The organism is Ruegeria sp. AD2(2025) (assembly GCF_056542385.1).
Window position 1 is genome coordinate 67,185 of the sequence record NZ_JBQFZS010000007.1, and the last position, 24,272, is coordinate 91,456.

Annotated in this window: 23 protein-coding genes, 1 tRNA gene and 1 pseudogene; 10 read left to right on the top strand and 15 right to left on the bottom strand. The window is 61.5% G+C overall.

From position 1 onward, the window contains the following. Nucleotides 1-96: 96 nt before the first annotated feature. A complete protein-coding gene (locus tag ACR1XV_RS14845) occupies nt 97-2,310 on the bottom strand; it encodes a hybrid sensor histidine kinase/response regulator (RefSeq protein ID WP_480532660.1) in 2,214 nt (737 codons plus the stop codon). A 91-nt stretch (nt 2,311-2,401) separates the two neighbouring features. After that, nucleotides 2,402-2,656, bottom strand: a complete 255-nt coding sequence (locus ACR1XV_RS14850; RefSeq protein WP_480532662.1) for a BolA family protein — start codon at nt 2,654-2,656, stop codon at nt 2,402-2,404. Between the two features lie 107 nt (nt 2,657-2,763). On the opposite strand from ACR1XV_RS14850, the gene ACR1XV_RS14855 reads away from it, so the two are divergent. Then, complete coding sequence (locus ACR1XV_RS14855; protein WP_480532664.1) at nt 2,764-3,387, top strand: DnaJ domain-containing protein; 624 nt, start codon at nt 2,764-2,766, stop codon at nt 3,385-3,387. Nucleotides 3,388-3,464: 77 nt separating this feature from the next. Here ACR1XV_RS14855 and ACR1XV_RS14860 read toward each other — a convergent pair whose 3' ends face one another. Both ACR1XV_RS14860 and ACR1XV_RS14865 read right to left on the bottom strand, forming a co-directional pair. Continuing rightward, complete coding sequence (locus tag ACR1XV_RS14860; RefSeq protein WP_480532880.1) at nt 3,465-4,208, bottom strand: hypothetical protein; 744 nt, start codon at nt 4,206-4,208, stop codon at nt 3,465-3,467. 51 nt (nt 4,209-4,259) lie between these two features. Continuing rightward, nucleotides 4,260-4,952, bottom strand: a pseudogene (locus tag ACR1XV_RS14865) (glycosyltransferase family 39 protein); the annotation flags it as partial. A gap of 263 nt (nt 4,953-5,215) precedes the next feature. Between ACR1XV_RS14865 and cobS the strand changes: the two are divergent. The 5 genes from cobS to ACR1XV_RS14890 all read left to right on the top strand — a co-directional run bounded on the left by cobS (nt 5,216) and on the right by ACR1XV_RS14890 (nt 10,916). Beyond that, a complete protein-coding gene (gene cobS / locus ACR1XV_RS14870; protein WP_480532666.1) occupies nt 5,216-6,202 on the top strand; it encodes a cobaltochelatase subunit CobS in 987 nt (328 codons plus the stop codon). A 120-nt stretch (nt 6,203-6,322) separates the two neighbouring features. Next, a complete protein-coding gene (gene cobT / locus ACR1XV_RS14875) occupies nt 6,323-8,200 on the top strand; it encodes a cobaltochelatase subunit CobT (protein WP_480532668.1) in 1,878 nt (625 codons plus the stop codon). Nucleotides 8,201-8,275: 75 nt separating this feature from the next. After that, nucleotides 8,276-10,066 (top strand): aminopeptidase P family protein, encoded by a 1,791-nt coding sequence (locus ACR1XV_RS14880; RefSeq protein WP_480532670.1) that lies wholly within the window; start codon nt 8,276-8,278, stop codon nt 10,064-10,066. A gap of 64 nt (nt 10,067-10,130) precedes the next feature. Continuing rightward, nucleotides 10,131-10,475, top strand: coding sequence for a DUF427 domain-containing protein (locus tag ACR1XV_RS14885; RefSeq protein ID WP_480532672.1), 345 nt, complete (start codon nt 10,131-10,133; stop codon nt 10,473-10,475). Nucleotides 10,476-10,508: 33 nt separating this feature from the next. Then, nucleotides 10,509-10,916, top strand: a complete 408-nt coding sequence (locus ACR1XV_RS14890; RefSeq protein WP_480532674.1) for a DUF333 domain-containing protein — start codon at nt 10,509-10,511, stop codon at nt 10,914-10,916. A gap of 15 nt (nt 10,917-10,931) precedes the next feature. Here ACR1XV_RS14890 and ACR1XV_RS14895 read toward each other — a convergent pair whose 3' ends face one another. Continuing rightward, complete coding sequence (locus ACR1XV_RS14895) at nt 10,932-11,705, bottom strand: FadR/GntR family transcriptional regulator (RefSeq protein ID WP_480532676.1); 774 nt, start codon at nt 11,703-11,705, stop codon at nt 10,932-10,934. A 334-nt stretch (nt 11,706-12,039) separates the two neighbouring features. Between ACR1XV_RS14895 and ACR1XV_RS14900 the strand changes: the two genes are divergently transcribed. The 4 genes from ACR1XV_RS14900 (at nt 12,040) to ACR1XV_RS14915 (ending at nt 18,984) form a co-directional block, all read left to right on the top strand. Further along, nucleotides 12,040-13,092 carry a TRAP transporter substrate-binding protein gene (locus tag ACR1XV_RS14900; protein WP_480532678.1) on the top strand — a complete coding sequence of 351 codons (1,053 nt, stop codon included), beginning with the start codon at nt 12,040-12,042 and terminating at the stop codon, nt 13,090-13,092. Between the two features lie 128 nt (nt 13,093-13,220). Next, nucleotides 13,221-15,287 (top strand): TRAP transporter large permease subunit, encoded by a 2,067-nt coding sequence (locus ACR1XV_RS14905; protein WP_480532680.1) that lies wholly within the window; start codon nt 13,221-13,223, stop codon nt 15,285-15,287. A gap of 14 nt (nt 15,288-15,301) precedes the next feature. Then, nucleotides 15,302-16,984, top strand: coding sequence for a D-lactate dehydrogenase (dld, locus tag ACR1XV_RS14910; RefSeq protein ID WP_480532682.1), 1,683 nt, complete (start codon nt 15,302-15,304; stop codon nt 16,982-16,984). 143 nt (nt 16,985-17,127) lie between these two features. Then, the gene (locus ACR1XV_RS14915; RefSeq protein WP_480532874.1) at nt 17,128-18,984 is read left to right on the top strand and encodes an SLC13 family permease; all 1,857 of its coding nucleotides are present in this window, start codon (nt 17,128-17,130) and stop codon (nt 18,982-18,984) included. 58 nt (nt 18,985-19,042) lie between these two features. Here ACR1XV_RS14915 and ACR1XV_RS14920 read toward each other — a convergent pair. From ACR1XV_RS14920 to ACR1XV_RS14965, 10 genes are all read right to left on the bottom strand, one after another. After that, a tRNA-Phe gene (locus tag ACR1XV_RS14920) sits at nt 19,043-19,117 on the bottom strand. A gap of 79 nt (nt 19,118-19,196) precedes the next feature. Next, on the bottom strand, nt 19,197-19,367 hold the full coding sequence (locus ACR1XV_RS14925; RefSeq protein ID WP_480532684.1) for a DNA gyrase inhibitor YacG: 171 nt from the start codon (nt 19,365-19,367) through the stop codon (nt 19,197-19,199). Beyond that, a complete protein-coding gene (locus ACR1XV_RS14930; RefSeq protein ID WP_480532686.1) occupies nt 19,364-20,386 on the bottom strand; it encodes a ribonuclease E/G in 1,023 nt (340 codons plus the stop codon). Before ACR1XV_RS14930 ends, ACR1XV_RS14925 begins: the two co-directional genes overlap by 4 nt. Continuing rightward, nucleotides 20,383-20,961, bottom strand: coding sequence for a Maf family protein (locus ACR1XV_RS14935; protein ID WP_480532688.1), 579 nt, complete (start codon nt 20,959-20,961; stop codon nt 20,383-20,385). The genes ACR1XV_RS14930 and ACR1XV_RS14935 overlap by 4 nt, the downstream gene beginning before the upstream one ends. A gap of 10 nt (nt 20,962-20,971) precedes the next feature. Beyond that, entirely contained in the window at nt 20,972-21,190 is a 219-nt protein-coding gene (infA, locus tag ACR1XV_RS14940) for a translation initiation factor IF-1 (RefSeq protein ID WP_005978431.1), read from the bottom strand. Between the two features lie 92 nt (nt 21,191-21,282). Further along, a complete protein-coding gene (locus ACR1XV_RS14945; RefSeq protein WP_480532690.1) occupies nt 21,283-22,158 on the bottom strand; it encodes a carbon-nitrogen hydrolase family protein in 876 nt (291 codons plus the stop codon). A 123-nt stretch (nt 22,159-22,281) separates the two neighbouring features. Next, complete coding sequence (locus tag ACR1XV_RS14950; RefSeq protein WP_480532692.1) at nt 22,282-22,875, bottom strand: GNAT family N-acetyltransferase; 594 nt, start codon at nt 22,873-22,875, stop codon at nt 22,282-22,284. Further along, nucleotides 22,868-23,266, bottom strand: coding sequence for a ketosteroid isomerase-related protein (locus tag ACR1XV_RS14955; RefSeq protein ID WP_480532694.1), 399 nt, complete (start codon nt 23,264-23,266; stop codon nt 22,868-22,870). The genes ACR1XV_RS14950 and ACR1XV_RS14955 overlap by 8 nt, the downstream gene beginning before the upstream one ends. After that, nucleotides 23,263-23,721, bottom strand: coding sequence for an arsenate-mycothiol transferase ArsC (locus ACR1XV_RS14960; RefSeq protein WP_480532696.1), 459 nt, complete (start codon nt 23,719-23,721; stop codon nt 23,263-23,265). The genes ACR1XV_RS14955 and ACR1XV_RS14960 overlap by 4 nt, the downstream gene beginning before the upstream one ends. Before the next feature lie 3 nt (nt 23,722-23,724). Further along, nucleotides 23,725-24,204 (bottom strand): UPF0262 family protein, encoded by a 480-nt coding sequence (locus tag ACR1XV_RS14965; protein WP_480532698.1) that lies wholly within the window; start codon nt 24,202-24,204, stop codon nt 23,725-23,727. Nucleotides 24,205-24,272 lie beyond the last annotated feature (68 nt).

The following is a 24,272-nucleotide window of genomic DNA, read 5'->3' on the forward strand; positions in this document are numbered from 1 at the left end:
CGGGGACCGGCATGGCGCAACATAGGGGGCAGTTGTTTCGTGAGGATTTGATCCAGATTAAGGTCTGTGAAGAGATGTTAAGAAATGTAACGAAACCTAGGCGACCAAAGACCGGATGAACCGCGCAAGATCCTGTATTTCAACGGGTTTCTGAGCCATGATTAAATTTTTGGCAGCCGCCGGGTTCTCCATGTCATCGAAATAGCTGCTGATCAGAATCGCTGGAACATCATCCCGCACCACCCGCGCCGCGTCGATCAGGGCGGTGCCCATCAGCCCCGGCATCTTCAGATCGGTCACGATGACGTCATAGGTTTCCGGGGCCTCAAGAAACGCCGCCTGTGCCTTGAGAGGGTCCGAATAGGCCTCGACCCGGTAGCCATAGCGGGTCAGCAATGTGCGGGTGATATAGAGCACATTTTCGTCGTCATCGACCAGCAGCACATGCTCGGACCCGGTGATGGCGGCGACCTCGGCCTGCTCTTGCCGGGTCAGGGCGGGCATCAGCGGATAATACAGGCTGAACCGCGTGCCCTGCCCCGGCGCCGAGTGCAGTTCGACGCGGCCATGGCATTCCTCGACCGAGTTGCGCACGATGGTCAGCCCCAGCCCGGTGCCCTTGCCCACGGGTTTGGTGGAAAAGAACGGCTGGAACACCTGCTGCTGCAGCTCGTCGGACATGCCCGGACCGGTGTCCTGCACGTCCAGCCGGATCACGCCCACCGCGTCGTCGGGCAGATCGTCCAGCTGGTCGCACGGCGCTTGGCTGAGGGTCAGCACCACCTCGCCCGGCTGATCGCCCATCGCCTCGAACGCGTTGTGGCAGAGGTTCAGCAGGGTCTGGAAAAACAGCGTGCCGTCGAAATCGGAAAAGGCGGGTTCCAGCTCGATCTCGAACCGGGTTTCGACATTGGGCGGAGCCGAGACGCGGATCAGGTCCAGCGCCTCTTGCGTGGCCTTGACCATATCGCCACGGGTCGGGTTGCGGGGCCGCTGCCGGGCAAAGGTCAGCATCTTGCGCACCAGCGCCTGCGCCCGGCGCGCCGCGATGCGGATATGGTTGACCGAGGTCTGGATGTCCGCATCGCCATCGGCATCCATCTCGATCAGGTCGGCATTGCCGGTGATACTCATCAGCACGTTGTTGAAATCATGCGCGACCGAGCCTGCAAGGATGCCGACGCCTTCCATCTTCTGCACCTGGGCGAATTGCGCGCTGGTGCGGCGCGCCTCGGTCAGGTCCTCGCCGATGCCGATGTAATGCGTGATGGCCCCATCCTGCCCCACCAGGGGGAAGATCGCGGTCGACACCCAGTAGTGGGTGCCGTCCTTGCGCAGGTTGCGGAACACGCCGTACCAGTTGCGCCCCTGTTGCAGGCTGTCCCGCAGATCGTCATAGACGCCACGGCCGGAATAGCCCGACTGCAACATGCGCGGCGTATGGCCATAGACCTCGTCGGGGGCATAGCCGCTGAGGTCAAAGAACTTGGCGTTGGCATATTCGATCTTCAGGTCGGTATCGGTGATCAGGATCGAGGCGGGGCTTTGTTCCACCGCCCGCGCCAGCTTGCGCTCGGCCAGCTCCACCTGTTCGCGCAGGGTCAGTTCGGCCTGCAGCCGGTGGTTGGTCCGCAGGATATTGGCGATCAGCAGCGTGGTCAGCAGCGCGATGATACCGACCACCACGATCAGCCCCACCAGCAGCACCGAGAAATTGCGCACCAGCCGCTCGCCATCGGAAAACGCCTGGACCATGGCCGACAGGCTGCGGTCGCGTTCGGCGATCCACAGCTGTTCCAGCGTCGCCAGCGCCGCCAGCGCATCGCTGTCATCTACGCGGACCAGCGTGTCGATTTCCTCGGCGCTGAGACCGGCGGCGATGCCGGCCTCGATCCGGGGAACGTTGCCGATATATTCGTGGGCCACGTCCTCGATCCGCTGCAGCGCCTGCAGCTCTGCGGGGGCCGGGTTGGCGGCGCGGTAGGCCTCGATCGTGGCCAGCAGGTTGCGCGATTGCAGCCGCAGGGTCGGCCCGTAATCGGGGTCGTGCCGCAGCACGTAATTCTTGAAATTGTGGATCAGCCCGCCATAGCCGAAATAGGCGCGGATATCGGAAATCCAGTAACCGCGCGGCGTCGTCTCAAGCGAATAGCTTTGCCATGCCTGCCGCATGTCGCCGATCCGGCTGCCGGTTTCACGCGACATATACAGAAACACCGACAGGATCACGACCAAGGCGATGCCGATGCCGAACGCCACCGCCAGAAGGCGTCTGGGATGGTTCCGGGGCGATGCGGTTTCGTCGGTCATCCTGGTGCCAGCCTTGGGTCAGAGCGTGGCCCGGTTCTGCCCCGGACCACGCGCTTTCGCAATGCCCACGGGCTGCGGCCCTTGCGCGCGGCTAGGCGTCGATATCCAGCGCCAGCGCGTGAATGCGGGGGACAATATCGCCCAGCGCCTTGTGCACCGCGCGGTGGCGTGCGACGCGCGACTGGCCCTGAAAGGCAGCAGCGCGGATACGGACGTTGAAGTGGCTCTGGCCGCCTTCCTGATAACCGGCGTGACCGCGATGGCTTTCGCTGTCATCCACCACCTCCAGTTCGCGCGGGTCAAAGGCCGCCTGCAGGCGGGTGCGGATTTCGTCGGTCACGGTCATTTTTACGCTCAACGGCAAATTAATTGCCGCCCCCCTCTTCTACTTTCGGCTGCTTAGATTAAACTGCTGCCTCCGAGTCGAAAAGATGCCTTTGTGAGGTTGAGCAGATGGTAAAATCAGATCCCTTCGGGTTCGATATGTCCGTGTCCAGCGCCAAGAAAAAGAAGCCGCGCGGGCGCCGGGGCATGTCGGGCGCGTCCGAGACCTCGGTGCGAATCTGCGATCATGAGGGCTGTGAAGAGGCGGGCAAGTTCCGCGCGCCCAAGGCGCCGGATGTGCTGGATGACTTCTTCTGGTTCTGCCAGCAGCATGTGCGCGAATATAACCAGAAGTGGAATTTCTTCGACGGCACCACCGAGGCCGAGATGAACGCGCAGCGGTCCAAGGACAAGGTCTGGGAGCGTGAGACCAAGCCCATGGGCGACCCCGAGGCCCGCGCCTGGGCCCGTCTGGGCATCGAGGACCCGCATCAGGTTCTGGGCGAAAACGCCACCAAGAACCCCGGCCGCGCCAATTCCGGCGGCCGCCGCCTGCCCCCCACCGAACGCCGCGCCATCGAGATCCTCGAGGCGCAGGACAGCTGGTCCAAGGCCGAGATCCGCAAGGCCTACAAGAAGCTGATCAAGGTGCTGCACCCGGATATGAACGGCGGCGACCGGTCACAGGAAGAACAGCTGCAGGAAGTGGTCTGGGCGTGGGATCAGATCAAGGACAGCCGGAGTTTTAAGTAAGCCGGAGATACCTTCGAACTAGAAGTTGTCAGTTTGGCCCTCCCGAAAACTGCAGGATGCTGTTGTGTCGGAATCTCTTACTTCACCTGAAACAACGTTGCCCGAGCGCCCTTAAACTCCTTTGAAAGCAATTCGGTATAATTCGCTTCGAGATGCTGAGAGAACTCCCTTTCGGGCTTGCGATGTATTGTCACGTACCAGAATTGATCCAGCTTCCGATCAGCTACTAGTTTTTCAAATCCCTCTATGTCCGCCGCTTTTCCGAGGCGACCAACGAGGTTTTCTCCAACACGACAATTTGTTGAATAGTATTGCAGATATCTTGGGCTCGAGGCGTAATAAATAACCGTCTCGCCACCATAATTCAGGCAAGTAAACTCCAACGCCTCGCGAGTCTGTCTTTTCTTAAGGGTCTTATAGTATCCTTCTTCGCCAAATGTTCCAAAAGCTATAGCGAGCGAAACTAAAACCGCCGCGAGGGTCGCCAAAATCCGATTCGGAATTGAAAACACAACCACTGCAAGCATCAGGTAGATCGGCGGCAACACTATTATTAAGTTCCGCTCGTTCCAAACAGGTGTCAGCGTGTGAGAAATTACAAACGCCCCCGAAACTGGCAATACAACCCAACACAACAAATAAATGTCGCGTTGCAGAGGAAAACCACCGAGTTGCGAACCTGCGCTGGGTGTCTTTCTAACGGCCGCCAGAACCAAGAAGGCCAGGAACACTACACCTGCAATCCACCCGTTCGGCTCCAGCGGGTAAAGCGCAAAGTCTAATAACTCCTTGACCCCGGAGCTAATTGTAGGCGCATCCATGTGCCCCAGAGACTTCCCGGTGTGAGCCAGTAGCGCAGATATCCAAGGGGCAAATGCGAGCGCTACGATAGCTGACACCAAAAGGGACGGCATTAGAAGTGTCCGGTATCGTGTGCCAATGATACACCCTCCAGACAGCAATAGACTTACCAGAAGAACTCCGAAATAGTGAACATACGAAGTGGCCAAGCACCAAAAAGCAAACGATAAAACATCTGCTCGTGATGCCTCTTCTCCAGAACATCTGGATTCGACGAATAGCTTTAGCCAATAATACGATGTCGCGATCGAACCCAGCGCAAGAAAACAGTAAGCGCGTGCCTCTTGCGAATAATAAATTGGCGTCCAAGAGACTGCTAATATGAATGCGCTCAGGAACGCAACGCGAATGGAGTAGAATCGCCGAGCGAACGCATACATAAATACGACACTCCAAATACCTGCAATAACTGACGGCAATCGAAGCATTGCCGCGCTGTCCCCAAATATCTTGATCCAATAGTACAGAAACAATTGATATCCGGGAGGATGAACGTCTTGTCGGGCGATTGAAATCACTTCGCCGAGCGAGCCTACGTCGCTGCGCCTCCAACTGGAAAGCTCATCGTTCCAAAGGCTTTCGCTATCTAGTTGCGCCAGCCGCAGCCCGGCCGCAACTAATATAAGGACCCACCACCAAAATGTTTCGGATCCGAGATGTCGGTTTCGGAAAGCTTCAGCCCTTCTGTTGAGCACCTCAATCACCTTGAGTCTAATTTTTTTTGCGAACGATACACGTTTTGCATATCACCCAGATAACTGCCAACCGCAACCCAAACTGCCATTGATGGTTCTCTCCCGTCTGGCAGTTGTTATTGGCCGCCCAGAATCGCCTTGGGGTAGATCTGAGCTTTCGGTGTCTTGAGGGGCACCAAACAAGCCCTCTTTCCCTTGCCCTTGCCCGCAATATGTTGCACCACACACGGGTTCAGACCCGGTGAGCGGGCCAAAGGATAAGGACTAGGCGCATGGCGGACGGATCGATCGACATCAACGCAAAACCCACCGAGGATATCTCGGTCCGTGAGGTGTTCGGCATTGACAGCGACATGGCGGTCAAGGGCTTTGCCGAGCGCAGCGACCGGGTGCCGGTGATCGATCACACCTATAAGTTCGACCCCGAGACCACGCTGGCGATTCTGGCCGGGTTCACCCATAACCGCCGGGTGATGATCCAGGGCTATCACGGCACCGGGAAATCGACCCATATCGAACAGGTCGCCGCGCGACTGAACTGGCCTGCGGTGCGTGTGAATCTCGACAGCCATATCAGCCGGATCGACCTGATCGGCAAAGACGCGATCAAGCTGCGCGACGGCAAGCAGGTGACTGAATTCCACGAGGGCATTCTGCCCTGGGCGCTGCGCAACCCCGTGGCCATCGTGTTCGACGAATATGATGCGGGCCGGGCGGATGTGATGTTCGTGATCCAGCGCGTGCTGGAGCATGACGGCAAGCTGACCCTGCTGGATCAGAACGAGATCATCACCCCGCACCCCCATTTCCGCCTGTTCGCCACCGCGAACACCGTGGGTCTGGGCGATACGACCGGCCTGTACCACGGCACCCAGCAGATCAACCAGGCGCAGATGGACCGGTGGTCGCTGGTTTCGACGCTGAACTACCTCAGCCATGATGCCGAGACGATGATCGTGCTGTCGAAAGCACCGCATTACAACACCGAGAAAGGCCGCAAGACCGTCAGCCAGATGGTCACCGTGGCCGATCTGACCCGGACGGCCTTCATGAATGGCGACCTGTCGACGGTGATGAGCCCGCGGACCGTGATCAACTGGGCCCAGAATGCCGAGATTTTCCGCGATGTGGGCTATGCGTTCCGCCTGTCGTTCCTGAACAAGTGCGACGAGCTGGAGCGTCAGACCGTGGCCGAGTTCTATCAGCGGTGTTTCGACGAGGAACTGCCGGAAAGTGCTGCGAATGCAAGCTTGGGTTAAGCCCTGATTTGCGCCCGTGCCGGGCGCAATGCCTCCGGCGGGGATATTTATGGCCAGATGAAGGGGGATCCGGTTTCACGGTGAGGTGCCGGATCGCTTGTTGAGGAAGGGCGTTGGGACATGGCTCAGAAAAACGACAACCCTGCTGATCCATTTAAGAAGGCTCTGGCCGACGCCACGCGGGTCATGGCCGATGATCCCGAGCTGAGTGTTTCTTATACCGTTGATCCTTCGGGTCTGTCGGGGGAATCCATGCGGCTGCCGCAGGTCAGCCGCCGGATGACTCGGGACGAGGTTTTGTTGGCGCGCGGGACGGCGGATGCCTTGGCCTTGCAGCGCCGGTATCATGATGATGCCACTCATGCGCGCTATGCCCCGCCCGGAGATATGGCGCGGGATTTGTATGAGGCGATGGAAGTGGCCCGCTGCGAGGCGATGGGTGCGCGCGATATGCCCGGCACCGCCAGCAATATCGACGTCAAGATCGGGCATGAGGCGGTCCGGCGGGGTTATGATCAGTGCAAGCAGCCTGCGGATGCGCCTTTGTCGGCGGCAGCGGGTTATCTGATCCGGCATCTGGCCACCGGGCGCGCGCTGCCTGCGGCGGCGGACAATGTCATGAACCTGTGGCGCGGCTTCATCGAGGAGCAGGCTGGCGGGACGCTGGAAAATCTGGACGAGATCCTGTCGGATCAGGCCGCGTTTGCCCGGTTTGCGCGGCAGATGATCAAGGATCTGGGCTATGGCGACCAGCTGGGCGATGACCCCGATGAGCTGGATGACGAGCAGGAAGATCAGGCCGAGGAAGACGCCGAGGAGCAACCCGATCCCGACAGCACCGGGCAGGATGATCAGGACGAACAGGACGCAGACGCCAACCCCGAACAGACGCAGGAAGAACAGCAGGATCAGGCGCAGGCCCAGGTCTCGATGGACGAGATGGCCGAGGATGAGATGGGCGAGGAGACGGAGATGCCGGAAGGGGAGGCTCCGTTAGAGCCGCCCGCGCCGCAGCCTGCGTCCGAGGCTGATCCGGATTACAAGGTGTATCTGAACACCTATGACGAGGAGATCGCCGCCGAGGATCTGGCGGAACCGGCCGAGTTGGAACGGTTGCGGGCCTATCTGGATCAGCAGCTTGAGCCGCTGAAGGGGGCCGTCAGCCGTCTGGCCAACAAGCTGCAGCGCCGGTTGCAGGCGCAGCAGAACCGCAGTTGGGAGTTCGACCGCGAGGAAGGCATTCTGGACGCCGGTCGTCTGGCGCGGGTTGTCGCCAACCCCACCACGCCGCTGAGCTTCAAGGTCGAAAAGGATACCGAGTTCCGCGATACGGTGGTGACGCTGCTTTTGGACAATTCGGGGTCGATGCGGGGGCGTCCGATCTCGATCGCGGCGATTTGCGCCGATGTTCTGGCGCGGACGTTGGAACGGTGCAATGTGAAGGTCGAGATTTTAGGCTTTACCACCCGCGCGTGGAAGGGCGGGCAGGCGCGCGAGGCGTGGCTGAACGATGGCCGTCCGCAGCAGCCCGGGCGGCTGAACGATCTGCGTCACATCATCTATAAGGGGGCCGATGCGCCCTGGCGGCGGTCGCGCGACAATCTGGGCCTGATGATGAAAGAGGGCCTGCTGAAGGAAAACATCGACGGCGAGGCGCTGGAATGGGCACATCGGCGGATGCTGGCCCGGCGCGAGGCGCGCAAGATCCTGATGGTGATTTCGGATGGTGCGCCGGTCGATGATTCAACGCTGAGCGTGAACCCGGCGAATTACCTGGAAAAGCATCTGCGTGATGTGATCGCGATGGTGGAAAAGCGCAAGATCGTCGAGTTGCTGGCCATCGGGATCGGGCATGACGTGACCCGCTATTACGACCGGGCCGTGACGATCACCGATGTCGAACAACTGGCCGGTGCGATGACCGAACAGCTGGCCGCGCTGTTTGACAGCGACCCCCGCGCACGGGCGCGGGTGATGGGGATCAAAAAGGCCAGCTAGGGCTGGCCTTGCCTCCGGCGGGCGTATTTTTGAAAAGATGAAGGGGCGCGGGCCTCTGGCTGAATGAGGTGTGATATGTTCCAGAGCTTTGAAGTGACCGCACGTCCGGAACAGGGCCCTCCGCGGCTGGCGGCGCTGCGGGAGGAGATGGCGCGCGCCGGGCTGGACGGGTTTCTGATCCCGCGGGCGGATGCGCATCAGGGGGAATATGTGGCGCCCCGGGATGAGCGGTTGGCGTGGCTGACCGGGTTTACCGGGTCAGCGGGGTTTTGTGCGGCGCTGCGCGATGTGGCGGGTGTGTTCATTGACGGGCGTTATCGCACGCAGGTCAAGGCGCAGGTGGCCGGGGAATTCACGCCGGTGCCGTGGCCCGATGTCAGCCTGAGCGCGTGGCTGAAGGAACAGCTGCCCGACGGCGGCAAGGTCGGGTTTGACCCGTGGCTGCATGCGGCGGGGCAGATTTCGGGCGCGCAGAAGGATCTGCAGGGCAGCGGCATCGAGCTGGTGCGGTGTGACAATCTGGTGGATCGGGTCTGGCCCGACCAGCCCGCGCCGCCGACGAACCCGGTCAAGGCGCATCCGATCGAGTTTGCGGGCGAAAGCGCCGACAGCAAGATGGACCGGCTGGCCGAGGGGCTGCGGGCGTCGGGATGTGCGGCGGCGGTGATCACGCTGCCGGATTCGATCATGTGGCTGTTGAACATTCGCGGCTCGGATATCGGGTACAACCCGGTGGCGCATGGGTTTGCCATTCTGCACGGCGACGGTCGGGTGGATCTGTTCATGGCCGCCGCCAAGCTGGCCGAGGTGGCCGATCATCTGGGCGACCGGGTCACGGTGCACCCGCCCGAGGCGTTTCTGGCCGCGGTCGAAGCGCTGGCGGGCCGCGTGCAGGTCGATCCGGGCACCCTGCCGCAGATCGTGGCCGATGCGCTTGGGGACCGGCTTGCCGAGGGCGGTGATCCTTGTGCCCTGCCCAAGGCCTGCAAGAACCCCGCCGAGATCGCGGGCAGCGCCGAGGCGCATCTGCGCGACGGGGCCGCCGTGGTCGAGCTGCTGTGTTGGCTGGATGCGCAGGCCGCGGGCAGCCTGACCGAGACGCAGGTGGTGACCCGGCTTGAGGAAAGCCGCCGCCGGGACAATGCGCTGCAGGATATCTCGTTCGATACCATCGCGGGGACCGGACCGAACGGGGCGATCATGCATTATCGCGTCACCGACGAGACCGACAGCCGGCTGGAGAACGGTCATCTGCTGGTGCTGGATAGTGGTGGGCAATATCTGGATGGCACCACCGACATCACCCGGACCATTGCCATCGGCGAGGTTGGTGACGAGGAGAAAGCCTGTTTCACGCGTGTGCTGAAAGGCATGATCGCCATGTCGATGCTGCGCTGGCCGGTCGGCATGGCCGGGCGCGATATCGAATGCGTCGCGCGGCTGCCGCTGTGGCTGGCGGGGCAGGATTTCAACCACGGCGTCGGCCATGGTGTCGGCACCTATCTGAGCGTGCATGAAGGCCCGCAGCGCCTGTCGCGGGTCAGTCATGTACCGCTGGAGCCGGGCATGATCCTGTCGAACGAGCCGGGATATTATCGCGAAGGGGCCTTTGGCATCCGTCTGGAAAATCTGGTTGTGGTGGAAGAGGCCCCTGCCCTGCCCGGCGGCGACGCCGAGCGCGCGATGCTGAACTGGCGCACGCTGACCTATGTGCCCGTCGACCGCCGCCTGATCGTCGTCGACATGCTGACCCGCGAAGAACGCGCCTGGCTGAACGCCTATCACCGCGACGTTGCGGAAAAAATCCGGCCAAGGCTGGGCGAAGACGCTCAACTGTGGTTGGATGCCGCAACCGCGCCGGTCTGACACCGCGCTGTTACACAGGCCGGGCAAAGAGGATGCCCGCACAGGACGAGGGGAAGGAGCAGACATGACCAATCAGATCACGATCCGCAAGGCAGCCGGCAAATGGAGCGTCCGGTCGGGCGGGGCCATTCTGGGCGAGACCAGCAATGCGCTGGAACTGCTGGAAAGCGGCAAGGACCCGGTGATCTACTTCCCGCGCGCCGATATCGCCATGGCCTTTCTGGACCGGACGGACAAGACCACCCATTGTCCGGGCAAGGGGGATGCGGCGCATTTTTCCATCGTGAACAGATCCTCGGTCAGCGAAAACGCCGCGTGGAGCTATGAAAGCCCGATCGACGCCGTGGCCGAGATCAAGGACCATCTGGCCTTTTATCCTGGCGAGTCGATCAAGGTGGAACAGCTCTGACCGGCGCCGGGGCGCATCTGCGAGGAGGATATGATGAAACTGCTACCGAACGTCTCTGGCCCGGCTGCGGCACTTGCCTTTGTCATGCTGAGCCCGGCTGACGCTCTGGCCAATACCGGCCTTGCCAATCCGGCGGCGACCTATTGCATCGCGCAGGGTGGGCTTTATGGCATCCGCGACGGGGCGGACGGGCAGACCGGTATCTGCCAGCTGCCCGATGGCACCAGCATGGATGCCTGGACCTATTACCGCAAAAACCACGCCGATCAGAAAAGCGACAGCTTTGTCAGGCTCGCGAACCCGGCCGCGACCTATTGCATCGAGATCGGTGGCAGCTATCGGATCGAGGATGCGGATCAGGGTCAGGTGGGCATGTGCACCAAGCCCGATGGCACGACGCAGGACGCCTGGGCGCTGTTTCGGGCGGATCACCCGGACTGAGCCCGCCCCAGAGGGTCAGATCGAAAGCAGTCGCCGTTTCGAGGCGCGAACTTCGCGGGCCTGCTGCTCTTGCCCTTTGCGGAACGAGTTTTCGACGAAATCCATATGTGCGCGGGCGGCGATTTCGGCCTGCTCGGGTTCCCCGACCAAAATGGCCTGCGCGATATCCTTGTGCTGCGCAAGCAGCAACGCGCCCGAACCATCCATGGTGCGCAAGAACCGGCGGTTATAGAAGACACCCTGCCGGGTCAGATCATAGACCGACGCCATCATGTGAATCAGTGTGGTGTTCTGGCTGGCATCCACGACTGCCGCATGAAGGCGAAAATCGGCCTCTTCACTGGCTTCGGCATCGTCGTTTTCCCACGCGGCCTGCATCTGGTCGATGATATCTTTCAGCCGTTCCTTGTCGGATTGCGTGGCCCGCTGCGCGGCGAGGCGGCTGGCAAAGCCCTCCTGCTCGCGCCGGTATTCGAGATAGTCATAGAACGCGTCGCCATGACGGGCGTAAAGCGACAGCAGCGCCGGTGACATCGCGCGCCCCGTCAGCGAGGCGATGAACGTGCCCTCGCCATGGCGCACCGAAACCAGCCCCCGTTGCTCAAGGATATGCAGCGCCTCGCGCAGCTTGGGGCGCGAGACGGACAGCGCCTCGGCCAGGTCGCGCTCCGAGGGTAATCTGCGGCCTTCCTTGAGGATGCCGTCGACGATCATCGTCTCGATCTGTTCGACCACGGCATCGGCGATTGATTCGTGGCCGATGGGCTCAAAAGGGCTGTTATTGCTCATGTCGGCTCCGCTGTGTGCCAGAAATCACAAATTTCTAGTTGTTCACAAAATTTACCAATTCTTCGACATTTTGCAAGGAAAAATACCCAGAACTACGGACATGGAGGAAATCTACATCACGCTGTAAAACAATAATAATATGAGAAATTGCTCCAAAATCTCCATTTTTCGCCTATAGAACGCGGGCGCTCACCGGGTGGGCAAATCGCCATAATTGGTAAATAAAGTTGTTGACTATATCGCATGGTAAAAAATATTTACCTCTCAGATCGTCGCCACGCCGGACCTTCCGGCTGTCGGTCCGGCGACCACAAAGATCCTGGAGGAGAACTTTATGAAAACCACCCTGACATCGCTCGCCGTTGCAGCCTCGTTGCTGGCCGCCCCGGTTGCCCACGCGGCAGACAAGATGCTGCTGAAAACCCCGATTGCGTTTTCGACCGCCCTGCCCGGCCTGGGCTCGCCGATCCCGCGCGTGGCGGAGCAGCTGGACCTGATGTCCGGCGGCACGCTGAAGATGAAGGTCTATGAGCCCGGCAAGCTGGTTCCGCCGTTCGAAATTCTGGATGCCGTGTCCTCGGGCAAGATCAACTCGGGCTACACCACCGCCGGTTACTGGGCGGGCAAGATCCCGGCCGCGCCGCTGTTCTCGGCCGTGCCCTTTGGCCCCGAGGCGGGCGAATACATGGCGTGGCTGTACTACGGCAACGGCATGAACCTGTATCAGGAGATGTATGATCAGGCCGGTTTCAACGTCCATGTCATCCCCTGCGCGATCATCGCCCCCGAAACCTCGGGCTGGTTCGCCAACGAAATCAACAGCCCCGAAGATCTGAACGGCCTGAAGATGCGCTTCTTCGGTCTGGGTGGTGAAGTGATGCAGAAGCTGGGTGTTGCCACCTCGCTGCTGCCCGGTGGTGAGATCTTCCCGGCGCTGGAAAAAGGCGCGATTGACGCAACCGAGTTCTCGATGCCTGCCATCGACGCGCGTCTGGGCTTCCACAAGCTGGTCAAGTACAACTACTTCCCCGGCTGGCACCAGCAGGCCACGGTGTTCGAGCTGATGATCAACAAGGACGTCTGGAACGAAGCCAGCGACCAGCACAAGGCGATCATCGAAAACGCCTGTAAGGCGTCGATGGCCGACAGCTTTGCCGAAGGCGAAGCGATCCAGCACGCCGCCCTGCTGGACAACGTTGAAAACAACGGCGTTCAGATCAAGCAGTGGTCGCCCGAGATGCTGGACACGTTCCGCGCCACTTGGGAAGAAGTTGCCGCCGAGCAGGCTGCCAACGACGAATTCTTCGCCAAGGTTCTGGCCGACATGAACGAATTCCGCGACGGCTATGCCGTGTGGAAAGAGAACGCGTTCCTCCCGCGCAAGTGATCTGATCCCTTGCGCTGATCTGGGGGCGGCATCCTTCCGCCGCCCTCAGACCCTTCTGATTTTCGACCTTTTCCGAACACTCCCGGGCGCATTCACGTCCCCACCGCCTAACTCTCGAGGAGGAGACAATGGCCGAGACCCCGCGTCATCAGGACGACCCGATTGAAGTCTATGAGAGCCTTCTTGAACATGGCGAACCCGATCGCCAGAAACTGGCCGTTGCCATCGACAATGGCGTCAAGGCAGTCGGCCATGTTGTCATGTGGGCCAACCTGCTGCTGGTGGCCGCCATCGTGTCGCAAGTGGCGATGCGCTATCTGCTGAACCAGAACTATCCCAAGCTGGACGAGATTCAGTGGCATTTCTACGGGCTGGTGACGATGATCGGCATCTCGTATGCGCTGGTCACCGACAGCCATGTACGGGTCGATTTGCTGCACATGCAGCTCAGCCAGCGGGCGCGCCGGATCATCGAGATCATCGGGATCTTCACCCTGCTGGTGCCATTCATCTATCTGATGATCGATCAGGGGTATGACTATTTCTACGAAAGCTGGCGGGTGAATGAATCCTCGGACAGCCCCACCGGTCTGCCTGCCCGCTGGGCGCTAAAAGGCGTGATCCCGGCCAGCTTTATCCTGCTGGCGCTGGCGGCGGGCGCGCGGCTGATCCACGATTTCCACGCCCTGTTCGCCAATCTGGACGAAGAACGTCAGGGCAAGGGCCTGCGTCTGATCATCTGGGCGCTGCTGGGCTTTGCCGTGGTGGCAACCGCGCTGACCTTTCTGGTCGAGACGACCGAGGAAAAGCTGGTCATCGCCATGTTCCTGACCTTCATCGCGCTGCTGTTCACCGGCTTCCCGGTCGCGTGGACGCTGGCGGGTGTTGGCGTGGCCTATTGCGGGCTGGCCTATCTGTTCGACAACGGCATGATGAACTGGACCGGGCTTGAAGAAACGCTGACCGGTCTGGATTACCTGACGCTGGGCGCGGTGGTGAACCGGGTCTATGCCACCATGTCCAACGCCGTTCTGGTCGCCCTGCCGATGTTCATCTTCATGGGCCTGATGCTGGACGAATCCGGTGTGGCCGAGCGTCTGATGACCTCGATGCAGCGCCTGTTCGGCACGGTGCGCGGCGGGCTGGCCATTACCGTGACGATGATCGGCATCATTCTGGCCGCCTCGACCGGCATCATCGGAGCCTCGGTGGTGCTGCTGGGCGTGCTGTCGCTGCCCTCGATGATGGAGCAGAAATACAGCCCCTCGCTGGCCGCTGGTGTGGTCAGTGCCTCGGGCACGCTGGGCATCCTGATCCCGCCGTCGATCATGCTGGTGATCATGGCCGACCAGATGGCCCTGTCGGTGGGTGACCTGTTCATGGCCGCCGTCTTCCCCGGCGTGATCATCGGCGCGCTGTACCTGACCTATATCTTCGTGATCGCCCTTATCAAACGCGACGTGGCCCCCGTGCCCGAGGGCGCAACCCGCCCCGACTGGGCCGCCGTCAAGGACGTGCTGATTGCCGTTCTGCCGACGCTGGCGCTGATCTTGGCGGTGCTGGGTTCGATCTTTGCGGGCCTGACCACACCGACCGAAGCCTCGGGCGTGGGCGCATTGGGCGCGACACTGCTGGCCCTTGGCTACCGCAAGCTGACTCTGGCGAAACTGTTGAACGTGCTGAAAGCCACGTTCAACACCACCGCCTATATCTTTGCGATCTTCCTTGGCGCGACCGTATTCTCATACGTCCTGCGCGAACTGGGCGGCGATGCTCTGATCGAAGAGATGATCCAGGGCACAGGTTTCGGCCCCAACGGCACCGTCTTCATGATCCTGTTCATTGTCTTCCTGCTGGGCTTCGTGCTGGACTGGATCGAAATCACGCTGATCGTCCTGCCCCTGATGCGCCCCATCGTGAATGGGCTGGGTCTGGATATCGAAGGCTTCGGCGTCATGGATGAGCCTGCGCTGGTCTGGTTCGTGATCCTTGTGGCGGTGACGCTGCAGACCTCGTTCCTGACACCTCCGGTCGGGTTCGCGCTGTTCTATCTGAAAGGCGTCTGCCCGCCCGAGATCAAGCTGACCGATATCTACAAAGGCATCATCCCGTTCGTGATCCTGCAACTGACCGGTCTGCTCTTTGTCTTCCTCTGGCCGCAACTGGCCACGTGGCTGCCCTCGGTCGCGTATTGACGGAGGGCTGAGCGATGACCGACACCGATCTGATCCAGCGTCTTCGGGCCATTTGCGGGCGGCGGCATGTGCTGACCTCGGCCCGCAGCACCCGGCGGTTTCGCCGGGGGTTCAGATCGGGTGAAGGCGATGCGCTGGCGGTGGTGCAACCCGCAACGCTGCTGGAACAATGGCAGGTGCTGCAGGCCTGTGTCGCCGCCGACAAGATCATCATCATGCAAGCCGCCAATACCGGCCTGACCGAAGGCTCGACCCCCAAGGGCCGCTATGACCGCGACGTGGTGCTGATCAATACGCGGCGGATGGATGATCTGCATCTGATCAATAACGGAAAGCAGGTGATCAGCTTTCCGGGCAGCACCCTGTTTGCACTGGAAAAGCTGCTGGCCCCGATCGGGCGGCAGCCGCATTCGGTGATCGGGTCTTCGTGCATCGGGGCCTCGGTTGTGGGCGGGGTGTGCAACAACTCGGGCGGGTCGCTGGTCGAACGCGGCCCGTCTTATACCGAATTGTCGCTGCATGCCCGCATCACGCAGGACGGCCAGCTGGAGCTGGTCAACCATCTGGGGATCAATCTGGGCGACAGCCCCGAAGACATCCTGACCCGCCTGCAGAACGGCGATTTCAGCGCAGCGGATATCGAGACCGACAACCGCAAAGCCTCAGATACCGACTATGCCCGGCGCGTGCGCAATGTGGACGCCGATACGCCCGCGCGTTTCAACGCCGACAAGTCACGCCTTTACGAGGCTGCGGGTTGCGCCGGAAAGCTCGCCGTCTTCGCCGTCCGGCTGGACACCTACCCCAAGAACGATGCCGAGCGCACCTTCTATATCGGCGCCAAAGAGACCAGCGCCCTGACCGAACTGCGACGCCGCATCCTGTCGGGCTTCAACACCCTGCCCGTCAGCGCCGAATACATGCATGAAGAGGTCTTCGACATCTCGGACCGCTACGGCAAGGACACGATGGTGATGATCGACAAGCTGGGCACGGACCGGCTGCCGACCTTCTTTGCGCTGAAAGGCGCAGTGGATGCCCGGCTGGAAAGCATCCCGGGGCTGGCGAATTTCACCGACCGGTTCATGCAGTTCGCCATGCGCTTCTGGCCCGATATTCTGCCCCGACGGATGCGGGCCTATCGCGAACGCTATCCCCACCACCTGATCCTGAAAATGCGCGACGGCGGCATTGACGAGGCGCGCGCCCTGCTGCGCGAGATGGTGGATGACGAACAGCTGGATTTCTTCGAATGCGACCCGCGCGAGGCCAAGATCGCCGGTCTGCACCGCTTTGCCGCTGCCGGGGCCGCGATCCGCTATATGAAAGTGCACGCGCATGAGGTCGAAGACATCATCGCGCTGGACATCGCCCTGCGCCGCAACGACGCGGACTGGTTCGAAGAACTGCCTGCCGAACTGACCGATCAACTGGTCAGCAAGCTGTATTACGGCCATTTCATGTGCCACGTCCTGCATCAGGACTATGTGGTGAAGAAAGGTGCCGACCCAAAGGCGCTGAAGGCCGCGATGCTTGAGATTCTGGATCGCCGCGGGGCCGAATACCCGGCCGAGCACAATGTCGGACACCTCTATCCCGCCAAGCCCGATCTGGCGGCGTTCTACAAATCGGTCGACCCGACCAACAGCCTGAACCCCGGCATCGGCAAGATGTCCCGCAACAAGCATTATCGCTGATCCGCGCCCCCGCACGACAACACAGTGGCGGCAGCGCGCGGAAAATCCATGACAAATCAGGGGTGATCGCCTAGACATATCAATTACGCATTTGAGCAGACCAACCGGGGGGCGCATTGGAACAACTGGCCTTTTCGTTCGAGATGGGCGTCGTCTGCGCGCTGCTGGCGTTTACGGTTTTCCTGTTCGTGTCCGAGATCGTGCGGATTGATCTGTCGGCCATTCTGGTTCTGGTGCTTGTCGGGCTGCTCAGCTATGCGCCGGGGCTGGAAAATCTGGCCGATGTCCCGCATCTGTTCGACGGCTTCGCCTCGAACGCGGTCATCTCGATCATCGCGGTCATGATTGTGGGGGCCGGTCTGGACAAGACCGGGCTGATGAACAAGGTCGCGGCGGTGATCCTGAAATATGGCGGCACCTCGGAAAACCGTGTGTTGCCGATCATCTCGGGCACCGTCGGCGTGATCTCGTCCTTCATGCAAAACGTGGGGGCCGCCGCGCTGTTTCTGCCGGTTGTCAGCCGGATCTCGTCACGCTCGGGCATCCCGCTGTCGCGGCTGCTGATGCCGATGGGGTTCTGCGCCATTCTGGGTGGCACCATGACCATGGTCGGATCGTCCCCTCTGATCCTGCTGAACGACCTGATCCAGACCGCCAATAGCGGCCTGCCCGAGGCCCAGCAGATGAAGCCGTTCGGCCTGTTTTCCGTCACCCCGATCGGGGCCGCGCTGATCCTGACCGGGATCGGGTATTTCCTGCTGCTGGGCAAATGGGTGCTACCGGGCGATGCCGGGTCCGAGAACACCGGCACCGGGCAGGGAACGCAGGAATATCTGCAGCGGGTCTACGGGCTGAAGGCCGATGTGTTCGAGGTCGTCGTCCCCGCCGACAGCCCGCTGGTGGGGCAGATTCTGGCCGACATAAACCATGAAAATCACCTGTATATCATTTCGACCTTCTACCGGGGCAAAACCTCGATGGTGCAGGTCCTGACCGCCGAGATCGCCGCCCCCTGCCGGCTGGCCATCATCGGGCGGCGCTGGGTGATCGAGGAATTCGCGCAGAAATTCGGACTGACGGTGCTGCCCGACCTGGATGTCTTTGTCGAGGAATTCGCCGCCACCAATGCAGGCATCGCCGAGGTGGTCGTGACCCCCGACAGCAAGCTGATCGGCAAATGCCCGCGCGAGCTGCTGTTCCGCAAGACCTACGGCATGTCGCTGCTGGCCATTCACCGCGGCGAGGAAACCCTGAGCCATGTCGAGACCGACACCCACCAGTCGACCCAGATCGGGCTCGAGGAGTTCCACGCCGGGGACATGCTGGTGGCCCATACCCGCTGGGACAACCTGATGCGGATCAAGCGCGACCCGGACTTCGTTGTCGTCACCTCGGATTTCCCGCAGGACGAGCTGCGCCCGCAGAAAGTCGGCTGGGCGCTTGGGTTCTTCGCCCTGTCGCTGTCGCTGATCCTGTTCACCGATGTGCGGCTGTCGCTGTGCCTGCTGACCGGGGCTGCGGGCATGATGCTGACCCGCGTCCTCAGCGTCGACGAGGCCTATCGCGCCGTCGGCTGGAACACGGTGTTCCTGCTGGCCTGCCTCATCCCGCTGGGTCAGGCGGTGCAGAACACCGGCACGGCGGCCTGGATTGCACAGCAGATCATGGTTCTGCTGGACGGCTGGCCAATCTGGTCGCTGCAGGCGGGCGTGGCCATTCTGGCAACCGCCTTTTCGCTGGTGATGTCGAATGTCGGTGCGACGGTCCTGTTGGTCCCGCTGGCGGTTTCCATCGCCGTGGCAGCGGGGGCCAATCCGGCAGTGTTTGCCCTCACCGTAGCGATATCGACCTCGAACAGCTTCGTCATTCCTACCCATCAGGTCAACGCGCTGATCATGGGGCCTGCGGGTTACAAGGTGATGGATTTCGTCCGCTCAGGCGGCGTCATGACCGTGCTGTTCCTGATCGTGTCGCTGCTGATGCTGAACTTGTTGTATTGAGCGCTGACAAGACGCCCGGGCGGCACGCACGGCTAAAGATCATAGTTGCGGTTAGGAGTGGTGCCCGGGGGCGGAATCGAACCACCGACACGAGGATTTTCAATCCACTGCTCTACCCCTGAGCTACCCGGGCACGGGAACGGCATTTGCCGTCGGGTGGAGGCCTTCTATGACTTGCCACAGGCGGTGTCCAGAGGCTTTTTCAGATTTTTTCAGTGCGGGCGCGGCGGGTTGGGGTCGTCGGGTTCGGCGTCCTCTTCGCGCTGCGACGGAACCGCGTAGGCCCCGTTCAGCCATTTGGCCAGATCGATGTCCGCGCAGCGTTTCGAGCAGAAGGGACGAAAGGGGCGGACGGTCTTGTCGCCGCAGATCGGGCAGCTCATTTCAACGCCTCCGTCAGGGGGATGCGGCCCCGTTTGCGTTGCAATTCGTAATGGCCAAGGGGGGTCCAGCCGGCCAGGACGGTCTCGTCCGGATCGGCCTTGAAGGCCGCGCGCAGGGCGGCTTCAAAGCCGCGGCGGTCTTTCTTGGGCATGGGCGCCAGATCCAGCGTGATCTGGCCCGCAAGCCCGCGCACCCGCAACGCCCGCGGCAGAGCCTTCGCGCAGGCGAAATTGGCGCGGGTTCCTGCCGCCAGAGAGGTATCCGAGCCGGTATTCACATCCACCGCCACCAGCGCCCGGGTCGGCTGAATATAAAGATGTCCTCCGCCGGGCAGCGGCTCGCTGATCCCACGGGCGACATCGAGCGCGTCCAGCACGCCATGCGCCTCGAACCCGCCGGGGGCCGTTACCACCTCGGCCGGGTCGGTCCAGTCGCGCCAGGCCAGGATATGGGGGCCGTCGCCTTCGCTGAGGGTCTCGGGGCCGGTGCCCTCGTCGTTCAGCACCTGATCGGCCTGCGCCCGCATGGCGGAGATATCCTCGGCGATCTCGGCGGCGTCCGCATCGCGGCAGCACGAACGCAGGATCAAGCCATGGGCGCTGCCCTCCATCTCCTCATGGGCGATCTCGAGCAGGCGGTCGCGCAGGTCCTCGTCGCGGATGCTGCGCGAGATGTTGAGGCCGGGCGCATCAGGGGTGACAATCGCATAGCGACTTTTGAACAGGATGCGGTTGGTCACCGGTATGGCCTTGCCCGGTTCGGCATAGCCCGTCACCTGCACCAGCAACATGGCGCCGGGGGACAACCCTTTGACCTGCCTCAGAAAAGCCGGGCCGTCAGGGGTGGACAGGAACATGCCGCCCTGCCCTTTGACCGGACGTTCCGCGCGGGCGCGATAGATGGTGCCGGGGGGCGGCAGGTCGGTGGTGATCAGGAAATCGTCAAGCGCGCCATCCACCATCAGCGCGGCGGCCTCGCGGTCTTGGATATGGTCCAGAACGATGGTGCGGCCCTTCATGTGACCTCGCGATACAAAGGATAGCCGATGCCCTGCAGCAGGGTGGCCGTTTCGGCCAGTGGCAGACCCACGATGCCGGTGAATGAGCCCGAAATCCAGGGAATAAACGCGCCTGCGGGGCCCTGGATCGCATAGGCCCCGGCCTTGCCCTGCCAGTCGCCGGTCGCCAGATAGGCGTTGATCTCGAGGTCCGACAGGCGCTTGACCTTGACCTGCGAGACCACGTCGCGTTGCAGGATCCTGTCGCCGCGCCGCACGGCGACCGAGGTGATGACCCGGTGGCGGCGGCCGGACAGGGCGTGCAGGAATTCCGCCGCCTCGCCCGCATCGGCAGGCTTGCCCAGAATGCGGCGACCCAACGCTACGGTGGTATCGGCGCAGAGGGTGACATCATCTCTATCTGCCTGAATCGCCTGCACTTTCGCCCGGGTAATGCGGTTGCAATAGGGCACCGGCAGCTCGGCCCTCAGGGGCGTTTCATCGATATCGGGGGCACGGATGGCATCGGGCTGCACGCCAAGCTGCGCCAGCAGGTCCAGCCGCCTTGGGCTGCCCGATCCGAGGATAAACGCCATGTGTCAGGCGTTATTTAAAGCGATAGTTGATCCGACCCTTGGTCAGATCATAGGGGGTCATTTCGACCTGCACCTTGTCGCCGGCCAGAACACGGATGCGGTTCTTGCGCATCTTGCCTGCCGTATGTGCGATGATCTCATGGCCGTTTTCCAGCTCGACCCGAAACGTCGCATTAGGCAGGAGTTCCTTCACGACACCGGGAAATTCGAGCGTATCTTCCTTGGCCATGTTGTCTCCATAGTTACGTTGCACCTGCAGAATCTGCGGGCGGTGTGCGCTTAAATGAGCCTATTTCGCCCTTATTTCAAGGGCGGAATCGCCTAAAGGGAGGATATTGTGACTGAATTGACCCGGGGGGTCTGCTCGGCCCAGTGGGTGCGGTTGAGCACATGGCCGTCGGCGCGGACGGCGGCGATGGCGGCCGGATCGACCTCGGCATAGGTCCAGCCGGGCTGGTTCAGTGCGCCTTCGGCCAGCACGCCGGTCGGTGGAAAGCCCTTGTCAGGCGGGCCGAAAACGCCGCCGGTACCGGTGTTTTGGTCTACGGCCTCGGACCAGTCATTGTTGCCGACCAGCGAAGCCATAACCGTAACACATTGATTTTCCAACGCTCTGGACATCGCCCCGATGCGGACGCGCCAATAACCCGACAGCGCCTCGGTGCAGGAAGGGACAAGGATCAGATCGGCGTCCTGCAGGGCGCGGCCCAGCAGAGGAAACTCGCTGTCATAGCAGATCAGGACGCCGATTTTGCCCAGTGCGGTGTCAAAAAGTTTCAGCGGACCGCCGGGGGCGATGTCCCAGGTTTCGCGTTCGAACCGGGTCATGATCTGCTTGTCCTGATGGTCCAAGCGGCCGTCCGGCGCGTAGAATGCGGCGCGGTTCACCGGGCGGCCCGATCCGTCGATGACGGGGGCGGATGCGCCCAAAATGTATGTTTTGTACGTCTTTGCGAGGCGCTGATGTATGTTTTGTACATCTTCCATCCGCTCGGAAACTGCCCGGATCGAGCGCTCCAGATCACCTGCCACCGCCGGGCCGTCCAGCGTCGACACCTCCATCGCGCCGTATTCAGGGAGCACCAGAAGATCGGCCCCCTGCCCTGCCGCGTCGGACACCCAACGGTCCAGCTTGTCCTCGTATTGCGCCCAGCTGTCGAGCCAGTCGAGGGGGTAGGCAGCGGTTGCGATTTTCATGGGCGCGGGCCTTTGGACTGGTTAATGATTTTGGGCTGTATCACATCGCTGCTGCTGGGGCGATTTCATTGAATGAAATCGGGGCGGAAACTTTTGAAGTTTCCGGGGCCCCGGGGTGGGACGTCATAGATCCTTGATCCAGAATTGCAGCGGCTTCTGGCTCTCGCTGGTCTCGTCCACATCTTTCCACGAAAACTGCGCCACCACACCGGGCAGCGGTTCATAGCCGCGGGCGCGCCAGAACGGGTCCAGTGGCTGGTAGTCGGTGGGGCGCATCGGGTGGTCGTCGGGGCGCTGCACGGCGCAGAAGGCAGATTTGGCGAAGCCCAGAGCGCGGGCATGTGCCTCGCGCTGGTCGAAGAACAGATGCCCGACGCCCTGCCCGCGGTAGCCCGGCAACAGGACGGATTCGGCGCAGTAGAAGATATCGCCAAGGTCCAGCCGGCTGCCCGCAAACGCGGCGGCAAAATCATCAGCGTGATCGGTCAGCGGCGCGCCGGTCGAGGCACCGACCAGCCTGCCCCCGTCAAACGCGCCAACGACGATGGCCTTGTCGCTGTCACGGTAGGATTGCAGGTAGTCCCGCTCGTACGCCAGATCGCCATCATAGAGATAGGGCCAGTCGCGGAACACCGCGATCCGCAGGCGGGCCACGTCATCCAGCGCGGCCCCGAGCGCCGCGCCGGTCAGGGGGCGGACGTCGGTGATCTCAGCCATTCGAGACCTGTTTGGTCCAGTCGGCGAGGTTGTAGAAGGTGGTCACGCGGGTGATCTTGCCATCCTTGAGGTCAAAGAAGGACCCGGCAGGCAGGCGATAGGTCTGGCCGTGCGCCGGCGGCAGGCCTTCGTCGGTTTCCAGATAAGTGCCGTTGACGATGAATTCAGCCGCGGCGCGGGTACCGCCCTGCGCCTCGAAGATCACGACATCGGTCAGGTTTTCCCGATAGCAGCGGTTCATATGAGCGCAAAAGGCGGCGAACTTCTCTTTTCCGACGCGGATCTGGCCTTCGTTGACGTGATGGGCCACGTCGTCGGACAGGCAGGCCAGCATCGCCTCGACATCACCGGCGTTGAAAGCGTCGAAATAGGTTTTGACGGTCGGGTTCATGGTCGCTCCGTTGGTTCACCCCAGCGGTCTTTCAGATGCGAGATGATCTGATCGCGGGTCTGACGGTAGTGATGTAGCTTCTGTTCCCGCGTCTCGCCCAGTCCGGTAGGGTCCATAATTGGCCAATAATCGACATCGAGGTGAAAAAACCGCGTCAGTTCCAGCGCTTTTCGCTGACTGGCGGGCGACAGCGCAACGATCAGGTCGAACGAGCTGAGGTCGTCGCCCCATTCCTCCATCTCGTCGAAAGAACGTGAGCGGTGGCGCGACAGTTCCACGTCGATTTCCTGACAGGCCGCGATGCAGAACCCGTCAATTTCCAGATCGTTATGCACACCGGCGGATTGCACATAGGTGCCGGTGCCATAAAATTTCTTCATGATGCCCTCGGCCATGGGGGAGCGGACCGAGTTATGGTCACAGCAGAACAGGACCGACTGCGGCAGCGGCCTCACCCGTTAGCCCCCGAAATGCAGCACGCAGATCAGCGTGAACAGGCGGCGGGCGGTGTCGGTGTCGATCTCGGCCTTGCCATCCAGCCGTTCTTGCAACACACGGCTGCCTTCGTTGTGGATGCCGCGCCGGGCCATGTCGATGGTTTCGATCTGGCTGGGCGGCAGGGTTTTCACCGCGTTGAAATAGCTCTCGCAGATCTGGAAATAGTCTTTGACCACCTGACGAAAGGGACCCAGCGACAGGTGAAACTCGGCCGCTTTTTCGCTGGCTTCGGTTGCGATGTCGAAGACCAGCCGTTTGTCGCGGATCGACAGTTGCACGTGATAAGGACCCTCGGGCGCAGGACGTTCATCGCGCACGGGCAACGTGAAGGTGTTCTCTTCCAGCAGGTCATAGATGGCGACCTTTCGCTCCTGCTCGATCTCGGGGGTCGGCGGGGGCAGGTTTCGGTCATCCAGTTCGATATGCGAGATGCGGGTCATCTTTACGGTCACAATCCTTGCGTCTGCACAGACCTATAACAACGGATTTCGTTGAGCAACGTGCCAAA